Raw genomic sequence first — 20140 nt, 5'->3', positions numbered from 1 at the left:
GCCGGTCCTATATGGGCTGTTCAAATCCGGCCCCTGCAACGCCTTCGGGTGAAGTTGGGACCGTCCCCCGGATCGCCCGGGGACTGGTTTCGTTTTTAGCGCACGGAACCGGCGGGATTGGGCGAAAACGGCGGGTCACAAGACGCTGACAGTGCGGATCGGACAGTCCCGGCCCGCACTTTTTTGCGTGGCGATGAAGGGGCGAATCACCCCGGAAATCGACAGGCCAGGCTGAATTTTCGCTGCGATGCGAAAAAATGCGACGAACAACCAGGCAGGATACGCAATGGCGACCAAAGCTCTCCCCACGATCAGCAATACCGGCGCGAAGAAGCGCATCAGAAAGGTATTCGGCGACATCCACGAAGTGGTGCAGATGCCCAACCTGATCGAAGTCCAGCGGGAGAGCTATGAGCAGTTCCTCCGTTCCGACCCCTCGATCGGCTATGTCTCCGGCCTGGAAAAGACCCTGCGCTCGGTCTTCCCGATCCGCGACTTCGCCGGCACCGCCGAAATGGATTTCGTCCATTACGAGCTGGAAGACCCGAAATATGACGTCGAGGAATGCCGCCAGCGCGGCATCACCTATGCGGCGCCGATGCGCGTCACGCTGCGTCTCATCGTGTTCGAGGTGGACGCCGACACCGAAACCCGCTCCGTCCTGGATATCAAGGAGCAGGATGTGTACATGGGCGACATGCCGCTCATGACGCAGAACGGCACCTTCATCGTCAACGGCACCGAACGCGTCATCGTGTCGCAGATGCACCGTTCGCCGGGCGTTCTGTTCGACCATGACCGGGGCAAGACCCACTCTTCGGGCAAATATCTGTTCGCCGCCCGCGTCATTCCCTATCGCGGTTCGTGGCTCGACTTCGAATTCGACGCCAAGGACATCGTCAACGTCCGCATCGACCGCAAGCGCAAGCTGCCGGTGACGGCGCTGCTCTATGCGCTGGGCCTGACGCCCGAGGACATGCTGGGCTATTTCTACAACAAGGTGACCTTCGTCCGCGGCGAAGGCGGCTGGCAGATCCCGTTCACCGCCGAGGCGTGGCGCGGCCAGAAGCCGGCCTTCGACATCGTCGATGCCAAGTCGGGCGAGGTCGTGTTCGCCGCCGGTCACAAGATTTCGCCCCGCGCCGCCAACAAGGCGGAGAAGGACGGCCTGGAAACGCTGCTGATCCCGACCGAGGAAGTCTATGGCCGCTACAGCGCCTATGACCTGATCAACGAGTCGACCGGTGAAATCTACATCGAGGCGGGCGACGAAGTGTCGCCGGAGAATCTCGAGAAGCTGGACAAGGCGGGCATCGACCGTCTCGAACTGCTCGACATCGACCATGTCACCACCGGCCCCTGGATTCGCAACACGCTGAAGGCCGACAAGGCCGAGGAACGCGATCAGGCGCTGGCCGACATCTACCGCGTGATGCGCCCTGGCGAACCGCCGACGAAGGAAACCGCCGAAGCCCTCTTCGCCGGCCTGTTCTTCGATCCGGAGCGCTATGACCTCTCGGCCGTGGGCCGCGTGAAGCTCAACATGCGCCTCGACCTCGACGCCGAGGATACCGTCACCACGCTCCGCACCGAGGATATCCTCGCCGTGGTCAAGGAACTGGTGAACCTGAAGGACGGCAAGGGCGAGATCGACGATATCGACAATCTCGGCAACCGCCGCGTGCGTTCGGTGGGCGAGCTGCTGGAAAACCAGTATCGCGTCGGCCTGCTGCGCATGGAACGCGCCGTCAAGGAGCGCATGTCGAGCGTCGACGTGTCGACGGTGATGCCGAACGACCTCATCAACGCGAAGCCCGCCGTGGCCGCGGTGCGCGAGTTCTTCGGTTCCTCGCAGCTTTCGCAGTTCATGGACCAGACCAACCCGCTGTCGGAAGTCACCCACAAGCGCCGCGTGTCGGCGCTTGGGCCGGGCGGTCTGACCCGCGAGCGCGCCGGCTTCGAAGTCCGCGACGTTCACCCGACCCATTATGGCCGTATCTGCCCGATCGAAACGCCCGAAGGCCCGAACATCGGCCTGATCAACTCGCTGGCCACGTTCAGCCGGGTAAACAAATATGGCTTCATCGAAACGCCCTACCGCAAGGTGATCGACGGCAAGGTGACGAACGACGTCGTCTATCTGTCGGCGATGGAAGAGGCCAAGCACACCATCGCGCAGGCGAACGCCGAACTGAACCCCGACGGCACGCTGGCCGAAGACCTGATCTCGGCGCGTGAAGCGGGCGAGTTCCTGATGGCGCCCAAGGACCACATCACCCTGATGGACGTCAGCCCCAAGCAGCTGGTGTCGGTCGCGGCGTCGCTCATTCCGTTCCTGGAAAACGATGACGCCAACCGCGCGCTCATGGGATCGAACATGCAGCGTCAGGCCGTGCCGCTGGTCCGGGCCGAGGCGCCGTTCGTCGGCACCGGCATGGAAGGCACGGTTGCGCGGGACTCCGGTGCCGCGATTGCCGCTCGCCGTGCGGGCATTATCGACCAGGTCGACGCGACCCGTATCGTGATCCGCGCCACCGGCGACATCGAACCCGGCCAGTCGGGCGTGGACATCTACACGCTGCAGAAGTTCCAGCGCTCCAACCAGGACACCTGCATCAACCAGCGTCCGCTGGTGAAGGTGGGCGACCTGATCGAGGCCGGCGACGTCATCGCCGACGGTCCGTCGACCGAGTTCGGCGAGCTGGCGCTGGGCCGCAACACGCTGGTCGCGTTCATGCCCTGGAACGGCTACAACTATGAAGACTCCATCCTGATCTCCGAGCGGATCGTGAAGGACGACGTCTTCACCTCGATCCATATCGAGGAGTTCGAGGTCATGGCCCGCGACACCAAGCTGGGTCCGGAAGACATCACCCGCGACATCCCGAACGTCGGCGAGGAAGCGCTGCGCAACCTCGACGAGGCGGGCATCGTCTATATCGGCGCCGAGGTGGAGCCGGGCGATATCCTGGTCGGCAAGATCACCCCCAAGGGTGAATCGCCGATGACTCCGGAAGAAAAGCTGCTCCGCGCGATCTTCGGTGAAAAGGCGTCCGACGTGCGTGACACGTCGCTGCGTCTGCCGCCGGGTGTTGCTGGCACCGTCGTCGAAGTCCGCGTCTTCAACCGCCACGGTATCGACAAGGACGAGCGCGCCATGGCGATCGAGCGGGAGGAAATCGACCGCCTCGCCAAGGACCGCGAGGACGAACGCGCCATCCTCAACCGCGCGACCTTCAACCGCCTCCAGGAAATGCTGCTGGGCCAGACGGCCACCGCCGCACCCAAGGGCGTGCGCAAGGGCATCGAGATCGACGAGGCCCTGCTGGGCGAAGTCGAGCGTCATGAATGGTGGAAGTTCGCGGTCGCTGACGATACCCGCCAGGCCGGCATCGAAGCCGTCAAGGCGCAGTATGACGAAGCGGTGAAGCTGATCGTCGAGAAGTTCGAGGATCGCGTCGACAAGCTGCAGCGCGGCGACGAACTGCCCCCGGGCGTGCTGAAGATGGTCAAGGTCTTCGTCGCGGTGAAGCGCAAGCTGCAGCCGGGCGACAAGATGGCCGGCCGTCACGGCAACAAGGGCGTCATCTCGCGCATCCTGCCGATCGAGGACATGCCGTTCCTGGAGGACGGCACCCATGTCGACATCGTGCTCAATCCGCTGGGCGTGCCGTCGCGCATGAACGTGGGGCAGATCTTCGAGACGCATCTCGGCTGGGCTGCCCGCGGCCTTGGCCAGCAGCTCAAGCATGCGCTGGAGGACTGGCGTGAAGCCAATCCGAACGCGCAGGGCGGCGAGATGCCGGATGCGGTCAAGACCCGTCTGCTTGAGACCTATGGTCCGCAATATGCCGACCAGATCGAAGGCCGCACGGCCGAGCAGATCGTCGATCTTGCCGAACATCTTGCCCGCGGCGTGCCGATGGCGACCCCGGTGTTCGACGGCGCCCGCGAAGCGGACGTGTCGGCGATGCTGGAGCTGGCCGGCCTGCACTCGTCGGGTCAGTCGGACCTGTTCGACGGGCGCACGGGCGACAAGTTCGACCGCAAGGTCACTGTCGGCATCATCTACATGCTGAAGCTGCACCACCTGGTCGACGACAAGATCCACGCACGCTCCATCGGCCCCTACAGCCTCGTCACCCAGCAGCCGCTGGGCGGTAAGGCGCAGTTCGGCGGCCAGCGCTTCGGTGAAATGGAGGTGTGGGCGCTCCAGGCCTATGGTGCCGCCTACACGCTGCAGGAAATGCTGACGGTGAAGTCGGACGACGTGGTCGGCCGTACGAAGGTCTACGAGGCGATCGTCAAGGGCGACGACACGTTCGAGGCCGGCATCCCCGAAAGCTTCAACGTGCTGGTCAAGGAAATGCGCTCGCTGGGCCTCAACGTCGAACTCGCCGCGATGGACGAGGTCGAGGAAGACGGCGACGGCTTCGCGCAGGCGGCGGAATAAGGGTGCCAGGCGCCGTCTCCCGAAGACAGTGCCCTCCCCTGTCCTCGCCACAGAATTTTACCCTCTAGAGGGACTTGAGATATGAACGAACTGACGAACTTCGCCAATCCGATCCAGAAGCCGGAAACCTTCGACCAGATCCAGATCGGCCTCGCCTCCCCGGAGCGCATCCGCAGCTGGTCCTTCGGCGAGATCAAGAAGCCGGAAACCATCAACTATCGTACGTTCAAGCCCGAACGTGACGGCCTGTTCTGCGCCCGCATCTTCGGTCCGATCAAGGACTATGAGTGCCTGTGCGGCAAGTACAAGCGCATGAAGTACAAGGGCATCGTGTGCGAAAAGTGCGGTGTCGAGGTCACGGTGTCGAAGGTCCGCCGCGAGCGGATGGGCCATATCGAACTGGCCGCGCCGGTCGCGCACATCTGGTTCCTGAAGTCGCTGCCCTCGCGCATCGGCCTGCTGCTCGACATGCAGCTCAAGCAGCTTGAGCGCGTCCTCTATTTCGAATCCTACATCGTCACCGAGCCGGGCCTGACCCCGCTGGAGAAGTTCCAGCTTCTGACCGAAGACGAGCTGCTCGACGCGCAGGACGAATATGGCGAAGACGCCTTCTCCGCCGGCATCGGCGCGGAAGCGGTCAAGCAGATGCTGATGGACCTCGACCTTGAGGGCGAGAAGCAGGCGCTGCTGGACGAGCTGGCCGTCACCAAGTCGGAACTGAAGCCCAAGAAGATCATCAAGCGCCTGAAGGTGGTTGAGAGCTTCCTGGAATCGGGCAACCGTCCCGAATGGATGATCCTGGACGTCGTGCCGGTCATCCCGCCAGAACTGCGCCCGCTGGTGCCGCTGGACGGCGGCCGTTTCGCGACGTCGGACTTGAACGACCTCTATCGCCGCGTCATCAACCGCAACAACCGCCTGAAGCGCCTGATGGAACTGCGCGCGCCGGACATCATCGTCCGCAACGAAAAGCGCATGTTGCAGGAGGCCGTCGACGCCCTGTTCGACAATGGCCGTCGCGGCCGCGTCATCACCGGCGCGAACAAGCGTCCGCTGAAGTCGCTGTCCGACATGCTCAAGGGCAAGCAGGGCCGCTTCCGTCAGAACCTGCTCGGCAAGCGCGTCGACTATTCGGGCCGTTCGGTCATCGTGACCGGTCCGGAACTCAAGCTGCACCAGTGCGGCCTGCCCAAGAAGATGGCGCTCGAACTGTTCAAGCCCTTCATCTACGCCCGCCTCGACGCCAAGGGTCTGTCCATGACCCTGAAGCAGGCCAAGAAGTGGGTCGAGAAGGAACGCAAGGAAGTCTGGGACATCCTGGACGAGGTGATCCGCGAGCACCCGGTGATGCTGAACCGCGCGCCGACGCTCCACCGCCTCGGCATCCAGGCGTTCGAACCCGTGCTGATCGAGGGCAAGGCGATCCAGCTTCATCCGCTCGTCTGCTCGGCCTTCAACGCCGACTTCGACGGTGACCAGATGGCCGTCCACGTGCCGCTGAGCCTTGAGGCGCAGCTGGAAGCGCGCGTGCTGATGATGTCGACCAACAACATCCTCAGCCCCGCCAACGGCAAGCCGATCATCGTGCCGTCGCAGGACATGGTCCTGGGTATCTATTACCTGTCCATGGAGCGCGAAGGCGAGCCGGGCGAAGGCATGCTGCTGGCCGACATGCAGGAAGTGCATCAGGCGCTCTATGCGAAGGCCGTGACGCTGCACTCGAAGATCATCAGCCGCGTCCCGCAGACCGACGAAGCCGGCAACCAGTATATGAAGCGGTTCGAAACGACGCCGGGCCGCATGCTGCTGGGCGAATGCCTGCCCAAGAGCCACAAGGTGCCCTTCGACGTTGTCAACCGCCTTCTCACCAAGAAGGAAATCGGTGACGTCATCGACCAGGTCTATCGTCACACTGGCCAGAAGGACACGGTGCTGTTCGCCGACGCCATCATGGCGCTGGGCTTCCGCCACGCGTTCCAGGCCGGCATCAGCTTCGGCAAGGACGACATGGTGATCCCGGATTCGAAGACTGCAATGGTTGACGAAACCAAGGCGCTGGTGGCCGATTATGAGCAGCAATATCAGGACGGCCTGATCACCCAGCAGGAAAAGTACAACAAGGTGATCGACGCCTGGAGCCGTTGCGGCGACCAGGTTGCGAACGCCATGATGGACGAGATCCGCGCCCAGCCCAAGGATCCGCAAACCGGCCGCATGGCACCGATCAACTCCATCTACATGATGGCGCATTCGGGTGCCCGTGGTTCGCAGGCGCAGATGAAGCAGCTTGCCGGCATGCGCGGCCTGATGGCCAAGCCGTCGGGCGAGATCATCGAAACGCCGATCATTTCGAACTTCAAGGAAGGCCTGACCGTCCTTGAGTACTTCAACTCGACCCACGGCGCCCGCAAGGGTCTGGCCGACACCGCGCTCAAGACGGCGAACTCGGGTTATCTGACCCGCCGTCTGGTCGACGTGTCGCAGGACTGCACGATCGTCGAGGAAGATTGCGGCACCGAAAAGGCGCTGGAGATGAAGGCCATCGTTCAGGGTGGTTCGGTCATCGCCTCGCTCGGCGAGCGTATCCTGGGCCGCACCACGGCGCAGGACATTGTCGACACCAAAGATGGCAGCATCGTCATCCCCATCGGCACCCTGCTCGACGAAGCGATGATCACCCAGATCGAAGCGATCGGCACGCAGGCCGTGAAGATCCGCAGCCCGCTGATCTGCGAAAGCCGGATGGGCGTGTGCGGCAAGTGCTACGGCCGTGACCTCGCCCGTGGTACGCCGGTCAATATCGGTGAAGCGGTCGGCGTCATCGCGGCGCAGTCCATCGGTGAACCGGGCACGCAGCTGACCATGCGTACCTTCCACATCGGCGGCGCGGCGAACTTCAATGAAACGTCGAACCTTGAATCGATGGCCGACGGTACGATCGAACTGCGGGACATGCCGACCATCACCGACAAGAATGGCCGTCGCCTGTCGCTTGCCCGCAACGGCGAGATCGCGATCATCGACTCCGAAGGCCGCGAGCGCGAAACGCACCGCCTGCCTTACGGCGCCACCATCCTGTTTGCGGATGGCGATACCGTGAAGAAGGGCGAACGCTTTGCCGAGTGGGATCCGTTCACCATGCCGGTGATCACGGAAAAGCCGGGCATCGTTAAGTATGTCGACCTGATCGACAACAAGACGCTGACCGAGCAGACCGACGAAGCGACCGGCATTGCCCAGCGCGTCGTCATCGAGCATCGTGGTTCCGCCCGCACCAAGGAGGATCTGCGTCCCCGCCTCACCCTGCTCGACGATCAGTCGGGCGAAGCCGCGCGCTACATGCTCGCGGTCGGCGCAACCCTGTCGGTCGATGACGGCGCTCAGGTGCAGGCCGGTGACGTGCTGGCGCGTGTCTCTCGCGAAGCTGCGAAGACCCGCGACATCACCGGTGGTCTGCCGCGCGTCGCCGAACTGTTCGAAGCCCGCAAGCCCAAGGACAATGCGATCATTGCCAAGGTGTCGGGCCGCGTTCAGTTCCTCAAGGATTACAAGGCGAAGCGCAAGATCGCCATCAATCCCGAGGATGGCGGCGAGCCGGTCGAATATCTGATCCCCAAGAGCAAGGTGATCGACGTTCAGGAAGGCGACTTCGTGAAGCGCGGCGACAATCTGATCGGCGGTTCGCCCGATCCGCACGACATTCTGGAAGTTCTCGGCATCGAGCCGCTGGCCGAATATCTGGTCGCGGAAATCCAGGAAGTCTATCGCTTGCAGGGCGTGAAGATCAACGACAAGCACATCGAAACGATCGTTCGTCAGATGCTGCAGAAGGTCGAGATCATCGAGTCCGGCGACACCACGCTGCTGGTGGGCGAGCAGATCGACCGCGAGGAAATGGACGAGATCAACGCCAAGCTCCAGCCGGGCTTCGCGCCCGCCGCTGGCAAGCCGGTGCTGCTCGGCATCACCAAGGCCTCGCTCCAGACGCGTTCGTTCATCTCGGCGGCCTCTTTCCAGGAAACCACCCGCGTCCTCACGGAAGCGGCGGTCCAGGGCAAGAAGGACACGCTGGTGGGCCTCAAGGAAAACGTCATCGTCGGCCGCCTCATCCCGGCGGGTACGGGCGCTGGCATGAACCGCATGCGCGTCGCCGCATCGTCGCGCGACGCGGCAATGCGCGCCGCGCTGCGGGCTTCCAGCCAGGTCGACCTGATCGCACCGAAGACGGCCGCCGAAGAGCATGCCGCCGAACTGCGCCAGGGCCCGGAAGCCGCCATCGGCGACGATCCGCTGGCTGTCGTCCAGGGTGAGGATTTCACCACCGAGGACATGGAATAAGCGCGTTGAAATAGGGGCCCGCTTCCTGGTTCAGGTAGCGAGCCCCGTCCTTCCTAACCCGTCAGGGATTGATGAAGAGCCCGCCGGAAGCGACAGCCTGTCCGGCGGGTTTTCTTTTGCACATGCCGCATTGCAGGCTGTGCAATTGTCCGGGATGCCGGTCGCAAATCCTCTTGACCAATCCAGAATCGCCGCCTATTTGCGCCTCTCCGGTGAGCCGATGGCTCATCCTGATGCCCGATCCTCTAATGGTAAGAGAGCGGACTCTGACTCCGTCAATCAAGGTTCGAATCCTTGTCGGGCATCCAGACTTTCCTCCAAATCCTCGACTGACCGCAAAAGGTGCCCGGCTTTGGCCTCAAAGGACGCCCGAGCCGGTCAATGCCTTTTCAGGAACCGGCATTCCCTGGCCAGGCGGCGTCCCACGTCCCATGAGGATCTGTAGACCGCCATGCCCTTGCGGACCTGTTCGCAGGACATGTTGAGTCCTCCGGCATAGACGATGGCGATCGTGCGCCCATAGGCGTCGCGCGCGACAGGGACGATGGTGATGGGATCGCGCAATGCGCGCTTCAGGCTTTCCCTGCTTTGCCGGGAATTATCCTGCGGGCAGGCTTTCCGCTTGCGACATCGGTTGATGATGTCGGGAGCCTCAATGGCAAGGAGCCTGATCGGTTCGCCGTTGACGCGCAGCGTGCCGCCATCCACCACCGTCAGGGCTGAGGCAAAGAACAGCGCAGCAATCATCGGCCGAACCACGCGCCGTCAACGGCAACGCCCGGCTTACCGCTCATGCTCTCCCCGCCGCGGCTGCCAATAACAGGGCGATCCTGCTTCTGAAATCATCCGCCCGCCACATTTCGGTCAACAATCCCAAGCCCGAACCATCTCCCTGCTTATACTCGATATTCCATTCTATTTTATCATTTTAAATGAATATGTTCCGTTCCGATACAGAATATCGGAATTTCCGGTCGCGGACCATTCATGGTGGTACGGAATTTGCGCCAGGGAGCGGCATCGACGGCAGGCATTTAGCCCGCAGCGAATCTGGATTCCAGGTGCACGGAGGAAACTGGAAGAGCGAAGAAGCATGTCTGCGGGCCGGCCGAACCACGCCACACCCAACCGCTCTTCCAGTCCGCGTCTTGCCACGCCATCCGGGGGAAAGGGCGGCGTTCAGCGCGACGCAATCAGGACGGGTCGGTCGCCGCCCGCCTGCGCCATCATCCGGGCGTGGTGATCGGTGCGGAGCCGGTTCAACATATCATCGCGTTGCCACATATCGTTGGCGACGATGATCCATGCTTCAAACCGCGAATTCCCTGCAATCTGCGGCGGCAAGGGCGTCAGCCGCCCCATCGCCCTGACGGCGCGCAGCGACAGGCGATCGACGGCCCGCGACGACGAAGGCTGCGCAAGCGAGACGGCTTGCGGCCGCCCCAGTTCATCCAGGCGAAACTCGACCCGGGCATAGCCAGTCGCGGAACGATCGAAACTCTGATCGGCGGCCCGGCGAATGCTGCCGGTCAGGCGGTTTGCGGTTCGGTCCTGCCATTTTTCATAGCTCATCTCCTTTTCCGGGGACGCAATGACGGTAAGTTGATCGCCCGGCTGCCTGGCACTCACCCCTGTCGACAGCAGCAAGGACGAGCAAAGGACCAAATATCTGGCACGCATAGGGGCCTCCTCTGCTGGTATAATGCTATGTTGGATTGCGACTGCGGTCGTATCTGATGACCGAAAGATGCGTGAAGCTATATATTACAAAATACGCAATTTGTGTAATGAAGATAAATCTTCATTCTCATCAGCATAGGAAATATTTCAACATTGGCCTTCATCAGGCCCGTCTGGAGATCGCTCCCGGCGCTGGCGTGGATTTCCGTCAACCCCCTGTCATTTATCGGTTTTGACGTGAGGGAAGAAGCGTTGGGCCAGCGACTCGACTCCCTCCGCGCCGCAGCGGCGCAGCCTTTTCAGGAGACAGAGCAGCTTCCAACGCCGCCGCAGCCGCCGGCACGGCCGCCCTGTTGGAAAAAATCAGCATGGCGGGCCCCTGTGCAGGCAGGAACATGCACATCAGTCGGAGGCGATGCTCATCCCCACCGCTTCCGCGACCTTGATGCCGTCAATGGCCGCTGAAAGGATGCCGCCCGCATAGCCTGCCCCCTCTCCGGCGGGATAAAGACCCGCCACGTTGAGGCTCTGAAAATCCTTGCCCCGCGTGATGCGGATGGGGGAGGAGGTGCGCGTCTCGACCCCGGTCATCACCGCATCGGGATGGTCGTAGCGCGCAATCTGTCGGCCGAAGGCGGGAATTGCCTCACGAAATGCCTCCAGCGCGAATTCGGGCAGGCAGCGCGACAGGTCGGTCATGGTGACTCCCGGCTTGTAGGAGGGGATGACCTCCCCCAATCCGGTAGAGGCGCGGCCCGCCAGGAAATCGCCCACGGTCTGTCCCGGTGCATGATAGCTTTCGCCGCCCGCGACAAAGGCCATGCTTTCCCAATGGCGCTGCAATTCTATCCCCGCCAGCGGCCCGCCGGGATAGTCGCGTTCCGGGTCGATGCCGACGACCAGTCCCGAATTGGCATTGAACTCCGCGCGGGAATATTGGCTCATCCCGTTGGTGACGACGCGCCCCTCCTCGGAAGTCGCCGCCACCACGCGCCCGCCGGGGCACATGCAGAAGCTGTAGACCGTCCGCCCATTGGCGCAATGATGGGCCAGGCTGTAGGCGGCGGCGCCCAGCACCGGATGCCCAGCGCAATTGCCGTAGCGCGCCCGGTCGATCCAGCTTTGCGGATGCTCGATCCGCACGCCGATGGAAAAAGGCTTCGCCTCGATATGCACGCCCCGGCGATGGAGCATTTCGAAGGTCGGGCGCGCGCTGTGGCCGACCGCCAGGACGACATGGTCCGCCTCGATGAAGCTGCCGTCCGCCAGATGCAGCCCACGCAGCTTCTGCGTGCCGTCCGCCTGCCGCTCCAGTTCCAGTTCGTCGACCCGGTGCTGCCAGCGATATTCACCGCCCAGCCCCTCGATCTGCCGCCGCATCGATTCCACCATCGAAACCAGGCGGAAGGTGCCGATATGCGGGTGCGCTTCGGTCAAAATATCGTCCGGCGCGCCCGCCGCAACGAATTCCTCCAGCACCTTGCGGCCCAGAAAGCGCGGGTCTTTCACCCGGCAATAGAGCTTCCCGTCGGAAAAAGTCCCCGCGCCGCCCTCCCCGAACTGCACATTGCTGTCGGGATTGAGTTCGGCCCGGCGCCACAGGCCCCAGGTGTCCTTGGTACGTTCCCGCACCACCTTGCCCCGATCGAGGATGATCGGCCGAAATCCCATTTGCGCCAGGATGAGGCCCGCGAACAGGCCGCACGGTCCCGCGCCGATCACGACGGGCCGCTTGCCCGACCAGCCGGGCGCCGCACTGGCCACGAATTTATAATCCGTGTCCGGACGCGGGCGAATGTCTTGATCCTTCGCGAAACGCGCCAGCACGCCCGCCTCGTCGACCAGTTCGACGTCGACGGTGTAGACGAGCAGGATCGCATTCTTGCGCCGCGCATCATTGCCCCGGCGCACCACCACATGGCGCAGCAGTCCCTGCGGGGCGAGGCCCAGCCGCTCACAAATGGCGGCGGGCATCGCCTCGGCAGGATGGTCGAGGGGTAGTTTCAGTCCGGACAGGCGCAACATGGAACGCCCCTAAACCTATTTACCGAGTCGGCTCCAGTGCTCTTAAGATGCTTGACCCCGCCATTCCCGCCCGCGCCGGAAGGACGAGCCTCTTAAAAGCGGGCGCGCACCCCGCCATAAATGGCGCGCCGCTCGATTGGATAGAAGGCAGCGCTGCCTTCGTTCGCAGGGGTCGCGGGATTGTCCGGCACGTAGCGAACCACTGCTCCGATATCCCCGATCGCCCGCTCCCCGGTCAGGTTGCGCGCGTCAAGGAACAGCGTCACACCCTTCTTCACCTCCGCCTGCGCACCGAGGTTCAGCGTCGCATAGCCCCCGGCCCGCTTGCTGTTGGCATAGTCCACCCACGCCCCCTGCGGCAGCCATTCGACGGCTGGCGAAATGCTGAGCGTTTCCGTCCCCAGCCTCAATTCTCCGCGATAGAAATGGCGCGGCACGACCGGCAGGCGGTTGTCGCCGAACTGCGCATCGCCCCGGAAACGGAAGTCGCTATACTGATAGACCTGCCGCAGCCGCGCCCAAGGCGTCAGATCGAGGTCCAGCCCCGCCTCGATCCCCTGATGCCGCGTCCGGCCGCCGTTGAAGGTCGATGACGGGATCACCCCCGCCTGGACATTATATTGCAGCATCTCGCCCCTGAGGTCCGCGCGATAGAGGCTGACATCCCAATGCGCGATGCCCAGCGTGCCCCGCGTGCCGATTTCCGCCGTCCATGCCTTCTGCGGATCGAGGGGCGTGAAGCCGGGCAAGAGCACCCCGCCTGCGCCCGTTGCCGTCTGCCCCAGTTCGATGAAGCCGGGCAATTCGACCGACCGGCTGTAATTGGCATAAAATTGCATCGTCTTGCCCGGCTCGAACAGCAGCCCGAATTTCGGCGCGAAGGCGTCGAACGACGCATCCCCGCTCCGCGCCGGAGCGAAGCGGTTGTCGAGCCGCCGTTCGCCATGGGTATAGATGCCGCCCGCGATCAGCCACAGCCCGGCGACTGGCGCGATCCGCGCCTCGCCATAGCTGTTGATCGTCTGCGCCCGCGCCTTCTGATAGGATGTCGGCGCACCCGCCCTGCCGTTCACATTGACGAACTGCCGGAACCGGCCCTGCCCGAAGCGTGCCTGCGCGCCCAATGTCAGCTCGACCGGCATCCCGCCCAGGTCACCCGCCAGATCAAGGCTGGCGAAGACACCGCGATCCTCCGACTTCTGGTCCACTACCTGATAGATCGGATGGTCCAGCGCCTTCGCATTATAATAGGCGCCGAACGCCAGCTCGCCGCCGTCCAGCGCCACAGTCGTGCGGTTCTGCAAACGGATCGAATCGATATTGCGCGCCTGATCCCCGGCGAAATTGCCCTTCGCCGGATGGTTCAGCGCGTCGCTTTCGTTGAGCGCACCCGACAGCTTCTGCCGGATTGTCTGTGCACTGGCGTAGAAGCGCGTCTCCACGCGGTCAGTCAGCTTGATCCCGACATTGCCGTTGAAGCGCAGCGCCCGGCGCCGTCCATGATCGCGGTCGCCGTCCGATCGGTCCCCCGTCACGGCGGCCCAGGCATCGCCCCGCTCATCGGCATAGCCATAGGCGGCCTTCGCCCGCAGCGTGTCGAACGAGCCGCCATCCAGCCGGACTTCCGCCCCCGGCGCCGTCCGCCCGGTCGGCGTCACGGCATTGATGGCGCCGCCCAGCGTCGATCCTCCCAGGCGCAGCGCATTGCCGCCGCGATAGACCTCCAGATGCTGGAAGACCTGCGGGTCGAATTCCTGAAAGTCGCCATTGTCGTCGGCCATGTTGATCGGAATGCCGTCCTGCAACAGCGTCAGGCCCCGCATATGATAGCCACGGGACAGGCCGGACCCCCGAATGGAAATGCGCACCTCCTGCCCGAAGCGCGGCTGGGTATAGACGCCGGGCGAGAAGCTCAGCGCGTCGCGCAGGGAGACGGCGAGCTTGTCCTCGAAATCTTCCGCCGGGACGACGTCCACGCCGCCGGGCGTGCGGACGACCTTCGCCGCGGCTTCCGCGACGACGGGGCTGGCGGTGACGATGATCCGGCTCTGCTCGGCCTCTTCGGCCAAGGCAGGAGCGGACAGGGAACAGGCGAGCGCGCACAGCGAAACGCCGCGCGAAACGGAAAAGACTGACATGAAGAAACCCTTGTTGAAAATCCCGGAAAATGACGGATTTTCAATAAACGGGCGGCCCCGAGGACGGCGGTGGAGGCGCAGCCAGCCGGGCGATAAGCCCGGTCTTGAGCGCAAAGGCGATCGCCCCGAAAGCCAATTGCCAGGCAGGCAGCGGCAGATCGGCGAGGACCAGGGGCGGGACCAGCGGCTGCACCGATGCGGCGAAGGGGCAATGCTGCTGGCCCGGTGCGCCGTCATCCGGGCGATGCCTGCCCGACGTGTCGTTCCGGTCGAATCTGGCCCGTTCGACCACGACATTGACCGCGCCCTGCCCGGTGCAAAGCGTCACCACCACGCCGCTTTCGGTCCGCATCGGCATGAAACCGGAGGGCGCCACAAGCTGAATCGCCAGCACGAGCAGAGCCAGCGCCGCCAACAGGCGCCTTGCCCCTTCCGATCGTCTGACTGCCCCCATCACGGCACAAGCCCCTAGCGGCAGCGGCTGGCCCTGTCACTAGGACAAAAGAGCCAAGCGCCCAGGCAGGGACGATCGGTTTTGATCACCCGGATATCGCTCTCACCTTGACGTAAACGTAAAGCGACGCTACACCAGCCGCCATGGACAAACGCACCACTATCGCCGGTATCGAGCTTCCCGATCACAGCGATCGGCAAAGCTATACCATCTCGGACCTGTCGGACGAATTCGGCGTCACCGCCCGTGCCCTGCGCTTCTACGAGGATGAAGGGCTGATCGCGCCGGAACGACACGGCCTTGCCCGCATCTATTCGCGACGCGACCGTGCCCGCCTGGCCTGGATTCTGCGCGGCAAGCGGGTCGGCTTCAGCCTGTCCGACATTCGCGAGATGATCGACCTTTATGATGCGGATGAGGAACATGAGGAACAGCGCCGCGTCACCATCGCCAAGTGCGAGGCGCGCATCGCCCTGCTGACCAGGCAAAAAGACGACATCGACGCTGCGATAGCGGAACTGTCCCAGTTCGTATCCGTCCTTCACAAATAATCCGCTCACCAGAACAGAATCGTCCGGAGAAGATCCATGCCCAGCTACGCCGCCCCCATTCGCGACACCCGCTTCGTGCTCGACCACATTGTGGGGCTGGACCGCTACACCAACCTGCCCGGCTTCGAAAATGCGACCGCCGATCTGGTCGATGCGATCCTGACCGAAGGCGGCAAGATCGCCGCCGAAGTTCTTTTCCCGCTGAACGCAGTGGGCGACAAGGAGGGCTGCACCCGCCACCCGGACGGCAGCGTCAGCACACCGACCGGCTTCAAGGCAGCCTTTGACGCCTATGTGGGCGGCGGCTGGACCACTCTGAATGCGCCGGTCGAATATGGCGGCCAGGGGCTGCCCCATGTCGTGGCGACGGCGGTGAGCGAATATATATTGTCCGCCAACCACAGTTTCGAAATGTACCATGGCCTGACCAGCGGCGCCGTGGCCGCCTTGCTCGCCAAGGGCAGCGATGAACTGAAGCAGAAATATGTCCCCAACATGGTGTCGGGCCAGTGGACCGGCACGATGAACCTGACCGAACCGCATGCGGGCACCGACCTCGGCCTCATCAAGACCAAGGCCGTTCCCAATGCCGACGGCAGCTACGCCATCAGCGGCACCAAGATCTTCATTTCCGCGGGCGAGCACGACCTGGCGGAAAACATCATCCACCTCGTCCTGGCGAAGACCCCGGGCGCGCCCGACAGCAGCAAGGGCATATCGCTGTTCGTCGTGCCCAAATTCCTGGTGAACGAGGATGGAACCCTGGGCGATCGCAATGCCGTCTCCTGCGGGTCGCTGGAACACAAGATGGGCATTCACGGCAACGCCACCTGCGTCATGAACTATGACGGCGCGACCGGATGGCTGGTGGGGGAGGAGAACAAGGGTCTCGCCGCCATGTTCATCATGATGAACGCCGCGCGGCTGGGCGTCGGCCTGCAGGGCCTGGGCCAGGCGGAGATCGCCTATCAGAACGCCGCCGCCTACGCCCATGACCGCCGCCAGGGCCGCGCCCTGACCGGACCCAAGGACATGCAGGAAAAGGCCGACACGCTGTTCGTCCACCCCGATGTCCGCCGCATGCTGATGGAAGGCAAGGCGCTGACCGAAGGGTTGCGCGCCCTGATGCTGTGGGGCGCGCTTCAGGTCGACCTGTCGCATCAGGCCGCCACGGAGGAGGAGCGCCAGGCCGCCGACGACCTGGTGCAACTGCTGACCCCGGTGATCAAGGGCTATGGCACGGACAAGGGCTTCGACGTCACCGTCGTGGCGCAGCAGGTATTCGGCGGCCATGGCTACATCTGGGAAAATGGCGTCGAACAATATGTCCGCGACGCCCGCATCGCCCAGATCTACGAGGGCACCAACGGCGTGCAGGCGATGGACCTTGTCGGGCGCAAGCTGCCCATGAATGGCGGTCGCGCGCTTCAGGCCTTCCTCAAGATCGTCGCGGACGAAGTGGCGCAGGCCAAGGGCGATGAAAAGCTCGCCCCCATTGCCGAAGCACTGGAGAAGGCGAGCGGACAGCTTGGCGCGGCGACCATGTGGTTGATGCAGAACGCGATGAAGAACCCAGACAATGCCGGGGCGGGCGCGGTGCATTACATGCACATCGTGGGCATCGTCGCGACGGGCCTTATGTGGCTGCGCATGGCCAGGGCCGCGACGGCCCTGCTGGCGGCTGGCGAAGGCGACGCCAAGTTCATGGAGGCCAAGCTGGTGACCGCCCGTTTCTTCGCGGAACGCATCATGCCGGACGCCGGCGCGCTCCGCCGGAAGATCGAGGGTGGCGCCGACAGCCTGATGGCGCTTGATCCGGAAATGTTCCTGGCCGCCTGATCTTTACGCCAGGCAAGGTTCGGGCCGCCGCGCAGATCGATTTCAGGAGAAGAGGGCAAGCTCCTGAAGGCGATCTGCTGCGTTATCCCATTGCACGTGACACTGCATAAGCCCATCAACAGGCGGATGATGCAGCGAGCCGCTTCGTGAACGGGCCTCCTACGGCGAACCGAACGCTCGGTCTTCCCGCCTGTATTGCGCTGGTGATGGGCAATATGATCGGATCGGGCGTGTTCCTGCTCCCGGCTGCACTCGCACCGTTCGGCTGGGATGCCGTGGCGGGGTGGATATTCACCATCGCCGGATCGCTGCTTCTCGCCTATGTCGTCGCGCGGCTCACCGTGCTGATGCCCGATGTCGGCGGCACGGCTCAGTTCATCACCCGTGCCTACGGCCCCCCCGCCGGATTTGCGATCGGGTGGATTTACTGGATTTCGGTGATCTTCACCAATGTCACCATAGCCGTTGCCGCAGCCGCCAATCTCAGCAGCATCCTGCCGGCGCTGAACCGGCCCGGCATGGGGGCGCTTACCTCCATCGGCTTCCTCTGGGCGACGACCGGCATCAATCTGATCGGCGCGCGGGCGGCAGGTGCCACCCAACTCGCCACCACCGCGATCAAGCTGATCCCGATCGCAGTCGTGCTGGTCCTGCTCGCAGTCACGCTGGGCGATGGGCGGGCGGAGATAGCGCCATTCCCGGCGCAAGGCTTCACCAGCGCCGGCATCACCGCCTCGGCTGCGCTCACGCTCTGGGCACTGCTGGGCTTCGAATCCGCGAGTGTCGCGGCCGACAAGGTACGCGACCCCGCCAGGACCATTCCACGGGCCACGATGCTCGGCACAGCGATCACCGGGCTCATCTACCTGCTGGTCTGCTCCGGCATCGCCCTCACCCTACCTGCGGCCGAAAGCCAGTCCGGCTCTCCCTTTGCAGCCTATGTCGCGCATTACTGGTCAGCGGGGCCAGCGGGATTCATCGCTGTCTTCGCCACGATCAGTTGCCTGGGCGCACTCAATGGCTGGACATTATTGCAGGGCGAAGTGCCGCTGGCGATGGCGCGAGGCGGCGAATTGCCGCGATGGCTTGCAGGAACGAACGGTTCGGGCACGCCGGTCCGCGCGCTGCTGCTGTCCTGCGCGGTCGGGACGCTGATGCTGATCGCCAACAGTTTGCAGGGGCTGGTCGCGCTGTTCACGGCGATGGCGCTGCTGTCGACTTCGGCCACGCTCTGGCTCTATGTCGGGTGCGCGCTGGCCGCGCTCAGGTTCCGGCTCGTGGTGCCGGCGGCGTTGCTGGGCCTTGCCTATGCGCTCTGGACATTATGGGGCGCGGGACCGGTGCCGAGCGGCGCCAGCTTCCTGTTGATGGCAGCGGGATTTCCCTTTTACGCCTGGGCGCGGCGTGAGGGGAGGAAACGCGCCTGAATCAAGCGCGCATGCTGCCGCCCTTGCAGCGACCCTCCTCCCTGAAGGACGGGGAAGAACTCAGTCCCCCCACAATTCCTTGAGCTTGCTGAAGAAGCCTGTCGACTGCGGACATTCCTCGCCCGTTTCCGTCTCGCGGAACGCCTCCAGCAATTCACGCTGCTTCGCCGTCAGCTTGGTCGGCGTTTCGACATCGACCTGGATCACCAGATCGCCCTGCCCACGCCCGTTCAACACCGGCATGCCCGCGCCGCGCTGGCGGATCTGCTTGCCCGACTGGATGCCGCTGGGGATCTTGATCTCATGCCGCTGGCCGTCAAGGCCCGGCACTTCGATCACGCCTCCCAGCGAGGCCGTGGTGAAGCTGACCGGCGCGCGGGCGAACAGCGTCGTCCCGTCCCGTTCGAAGATCGCATGCCGCTTCACATGCAGGAAGATGTAGAGATCGCCGGACGGCGCGCCCCGCGCTCCGGCCTCGCCTTCGCCTGACAGGCGGATGCGGGTGCCTTCATCGACGCCCGCCGGAATGTTGACCGACAGCGTCTTGGGCCGGTCCACCCGCCCCTCTCCCCGGCAACTCCGGCAGGGACTTTCGATGACCTGCCCCGCGCCATGGCAGGACGGGCAGGTCCGCTCGACCACGAAGAAGCCCTGTTGCGCCCGCACCTGGCCATGACCATGGCAGGTGCCGCAACTCTTGACGCCGGTGCCCGGCTGCGCGCCGGAACCTTCGCAGCTTTCGCACGCGGCGGAAACCTCGATCTCGATCTCGGTCTTCTTGCCGTGATAGGCATCGTCCAGCGTGATTTCCATGTCATAGCGCAGGTCCGCCCCGCGCCGCTGAGCCTGCCGCCCGCCACCAAAGCCACCGGCAGCCTGGCCGAAAATCGTCTCGAAAATATCGCCCAGGTCGGAAAAGCCGCCGCCGCCGCGCCCGCCACCGAAACCGCCGCCGCCATTCTGGAACGCGGCATGGCCAAAGCGGTCATAGGCGGCGCGCTTCTGCGGATCCTTCAAACATTCATAGGCTTCGGAAACAGCCTTGAACTTCGCCTCGCTGTCGGTGCAGCCCCCGGTCTTGTCCGGGTGATATTTCATCGCGAGCTTGCGATAGGCACTCTTGATCGTGGCCGAGTCGGCCGTGCGCTCGACCTCGAGCAGTTCGTAATAATCAACTTCGGTCGTCATATCGCCCCCGACGGCATGTCACCGTCACCCCCGCAAAAACGGGGGTC

Annotated in this window: 11 protein-coding genes and 1 tRNA gene; 6 read left to right on the top strand and 6 right to left on the bottom strand. The window is 63.8% G+C overall.

Annotation, left to right across the window (positions count from 1 at the left end):
* The first annotated feature begins 286 nt into the window (after positions 1–286).
* The 3 genes from rpoB to MRBLSP13_RS05315 all read left to right on the top strand — a co-directional run bounded on the left by rpoB (position 287) and on the right by MRBLSP13_RS05315 (position 9099).
* Positions 287–4453, top strand: a complete 4167-nt coding sequence (gene rpoB, locus MRBLSP13_RS05325; protein ID WP_363739449.1) for a DNA-directed RNA polymerase subunit beta — start codon at positions 287–289, stop codon at positions 4451–4453.
* 81 nt (positions 4454–4534) lie between these two features.
* Entirely contained in the window at positions 4535–8791 is a 4257-nt protein-coding gene (gene rpoC, locus MRBLSP13_RS05320; RefSeq protein WP_363739447.1) for a DNA-directed RNA polymerase subunit beta', read from the top strand.
* Between the two features lie 234 nt (positions 8792–9025).
* Positions 9026–9099: transfer RNA gene (locus MRBLSP13_RS05315), tRNA-Gln, on the top strand.
* 70 nt (positions 9100–9169) lie between these two features.
* Here the strand turns inward: MRBLSP13_RS05315 and MRBLSP13_RS05310 are convergent.
* From MRBLSP13_RS05310 to MRBLSP13_RS05290, 5 genes are all read right to left on the bottom strand, one after another.
* A complete protein-coding gene (locus tag MRBLSP13_RS05310; RefSeq protein ID WP_133653376.1) occupies positions 9170–9538 on the bottom strand; it encodes a thermonuclease family protein in 369 nt (122 codons plus the stop codon).
* A 432-nt stretch (positions 9539–9970) separates the two neighbouring features.
* The gene (locus MRBLSP13_RS05305; RefSeq protein ID WP_363753164.1) at positions 9971–10363 is read right to left on the bottom strand and encodes an energy transducer TonB family protein; all 393 of its coding nucleotides are present in this window, start codon (positions 10361–10363) and stop codon (positions 9971–9973) included.
* A gap of 510 nt (positions 10364–10873) precedes the next feature.
* Positions 10874–12496, bottom strand: a complete 1623-nt coding sequence (locus MRBLSP13_RS05300) for an NAD(P)/FAD-dependent oxidoreductase (RefSeq protein WP_363753161.1) — start codon at positions 12494–12496, stop codon at positions 10874–10876.
* 92 nt (positions 12497–12588) lie between these two features.
* Positions 12589–14634, bottom strand: coding sequence for a TonB-dependent receptor family protein (locus MRBLSP13_RS05295; protein ID WP_363753158.1), 2046 nt, complete (start codon positions 14632–14634; stop codon positions 12589–12591).
* Between the two features lie 40 nt (positions 14635–14674).
* Complete coding sequence (locus MRBLSP13_RS05290; protein WP_363739440.1) at positions 14675–15091, bottom strand: DUF2946 family protein; 417 nt, start codon at positions 15089–15091, stop codon at positions 14675–14677.
* Between the two features lie 140 nt (positions 15092–15231).
* Between MRBLSP13_RS05290 and MRBLSP13_RS05285 the strand changes: the two genes are divergently transcribed.
* The 3 genes from MRBLSP13_RS05285 (at position 15232) to MRBLSP13_RS05275 (ending at position 18905) form a co-directional block, all read left to right on the top strand.
* Positions 15232–15639, top strand: a complete 408-nt coding sequence (locus MRBLSP13_RS05285; RefSeq protein WP_363739438.1) for a MerR family transcriptional regulator — start codon at positions 15232–15234, stop codon at positions 15637–15639.
* Between the two features lie 36 nt (positions 15640–15675).
* A complete protein-coding gene (locus tag MRBLSP13_RS05280) occupies positions 15676–17478 on the top strand; it encodes an acyl-CoA dehydrogenase C-terminal domain-containing protein (protein ID WP_363739437.1) in 1803 nt (600 codons plus the stop codon).
* Between the two features lie 146 nt (positions 17479–17624).
* A complete protein-coding gene (locus MRBLSP13_RS05275; RefSeq protein ID WP_363739436.1) occupies positions 17625–18905 on the top strand; it encodes an APC family permease in 1281 nt (426 codons plus the stop codon).
* Positions 18906–18965: 60 nt separating this feature from the next.
* Here the strand turns inward: MRBLSP13_RS05275 and dnaJ are convergent, their stop codons facing one another.
* Positions 18966–20093, bottom strand: coding sequence for a molecular chaperone DnaJ (dnaJ, locus tag MRBLSP13_RS05270; protein WP_363753155.1), 1128 nt, complete (start codon positions 20091–20093; stop codon positions 18966–18968).
* Positions 20094–20140 lie beyond the last annotated feature (47 nt).

Source organism: Sphingobium sp. LSP13-1-1.1, from assembly GCF_040676415.1.
GTDB lineage: Bacteria > Pseudomonadota > Alphaproteobacteria > Sphingomonadales > Sphingomonadaceae > Sphingobium.
This window is presented reverse-complemented; position numbering and strand designations above follow the sequence as displayed.

Excerpts from the sequence above, each read along its gene's own strand:
- rpoB (WP_363739449.1), top strand. The coding sequence starts at position 287 with ATGGCGACCAAAGCTCTCCCCACGATCAGCAATACCGGCGCGAAGAAG.
- rpoC (WP_363739447.1), top strand. The coding sequence starts at position 4,535 with ATGAACGAACTGACGAACTTCGCCAATCCGATCCAGAAGCCGGAAACC.
- MRBLSP13_RS05310 (WP_133653376.1), bottom strand. The coding sequence starts at position 9,538 with ATGATTGCTGCGCTGTTCTTTGCCTCAGCCCTGACGGTGGTGGATGGC.
- MRBLSP13_RS05305 (WP_363753164.1), bottom strand. The coding sequence starts at position 10,363 with ATGAGCTATGAAAAATGGCAGGACCGAACCGCAAACCGCCTGACCGGC.
- MRBLSP13_RS05300 (WP_363753161.1), bottom strand. The coding sequence starts at position 12,496 with ATGTTGCGCCTGTCCGGACTGAAACTACCCCTCGACCATCCTGCCGAG.
- MRBLSP13_RS05295 (WP_363753158.1), bottom strand. The coding sequence starts at position 14,634 with ATGTCAGTCTTTTCCGTTTCGCGCGGCGTTTCGCTGTGCGCGCTCGCC.
- MRBLSP13_RS05285 (WP_363739438.1), top strand. The coding sequence starts at position 15,232 with ATGGACAAACGCACCACTATCGCCGGTATCGAGCTTCCCGATCACAGC.
- MRBLSP13_RS05280 (WP_363739437.1), top strand. The coding sequence starts at position 15,676 with ATGCCCAGCTACGCCGCCCCCATTCGCGACACCCGCTTCGTGCTCGAC.
- dnaJ (WP_363753155.1), bottom strand. The coding sequence starts at position 20,093 with ATGACGACCGAAGTTGATTATTACGAACTGCTCGAGGTCGAGCGCACG.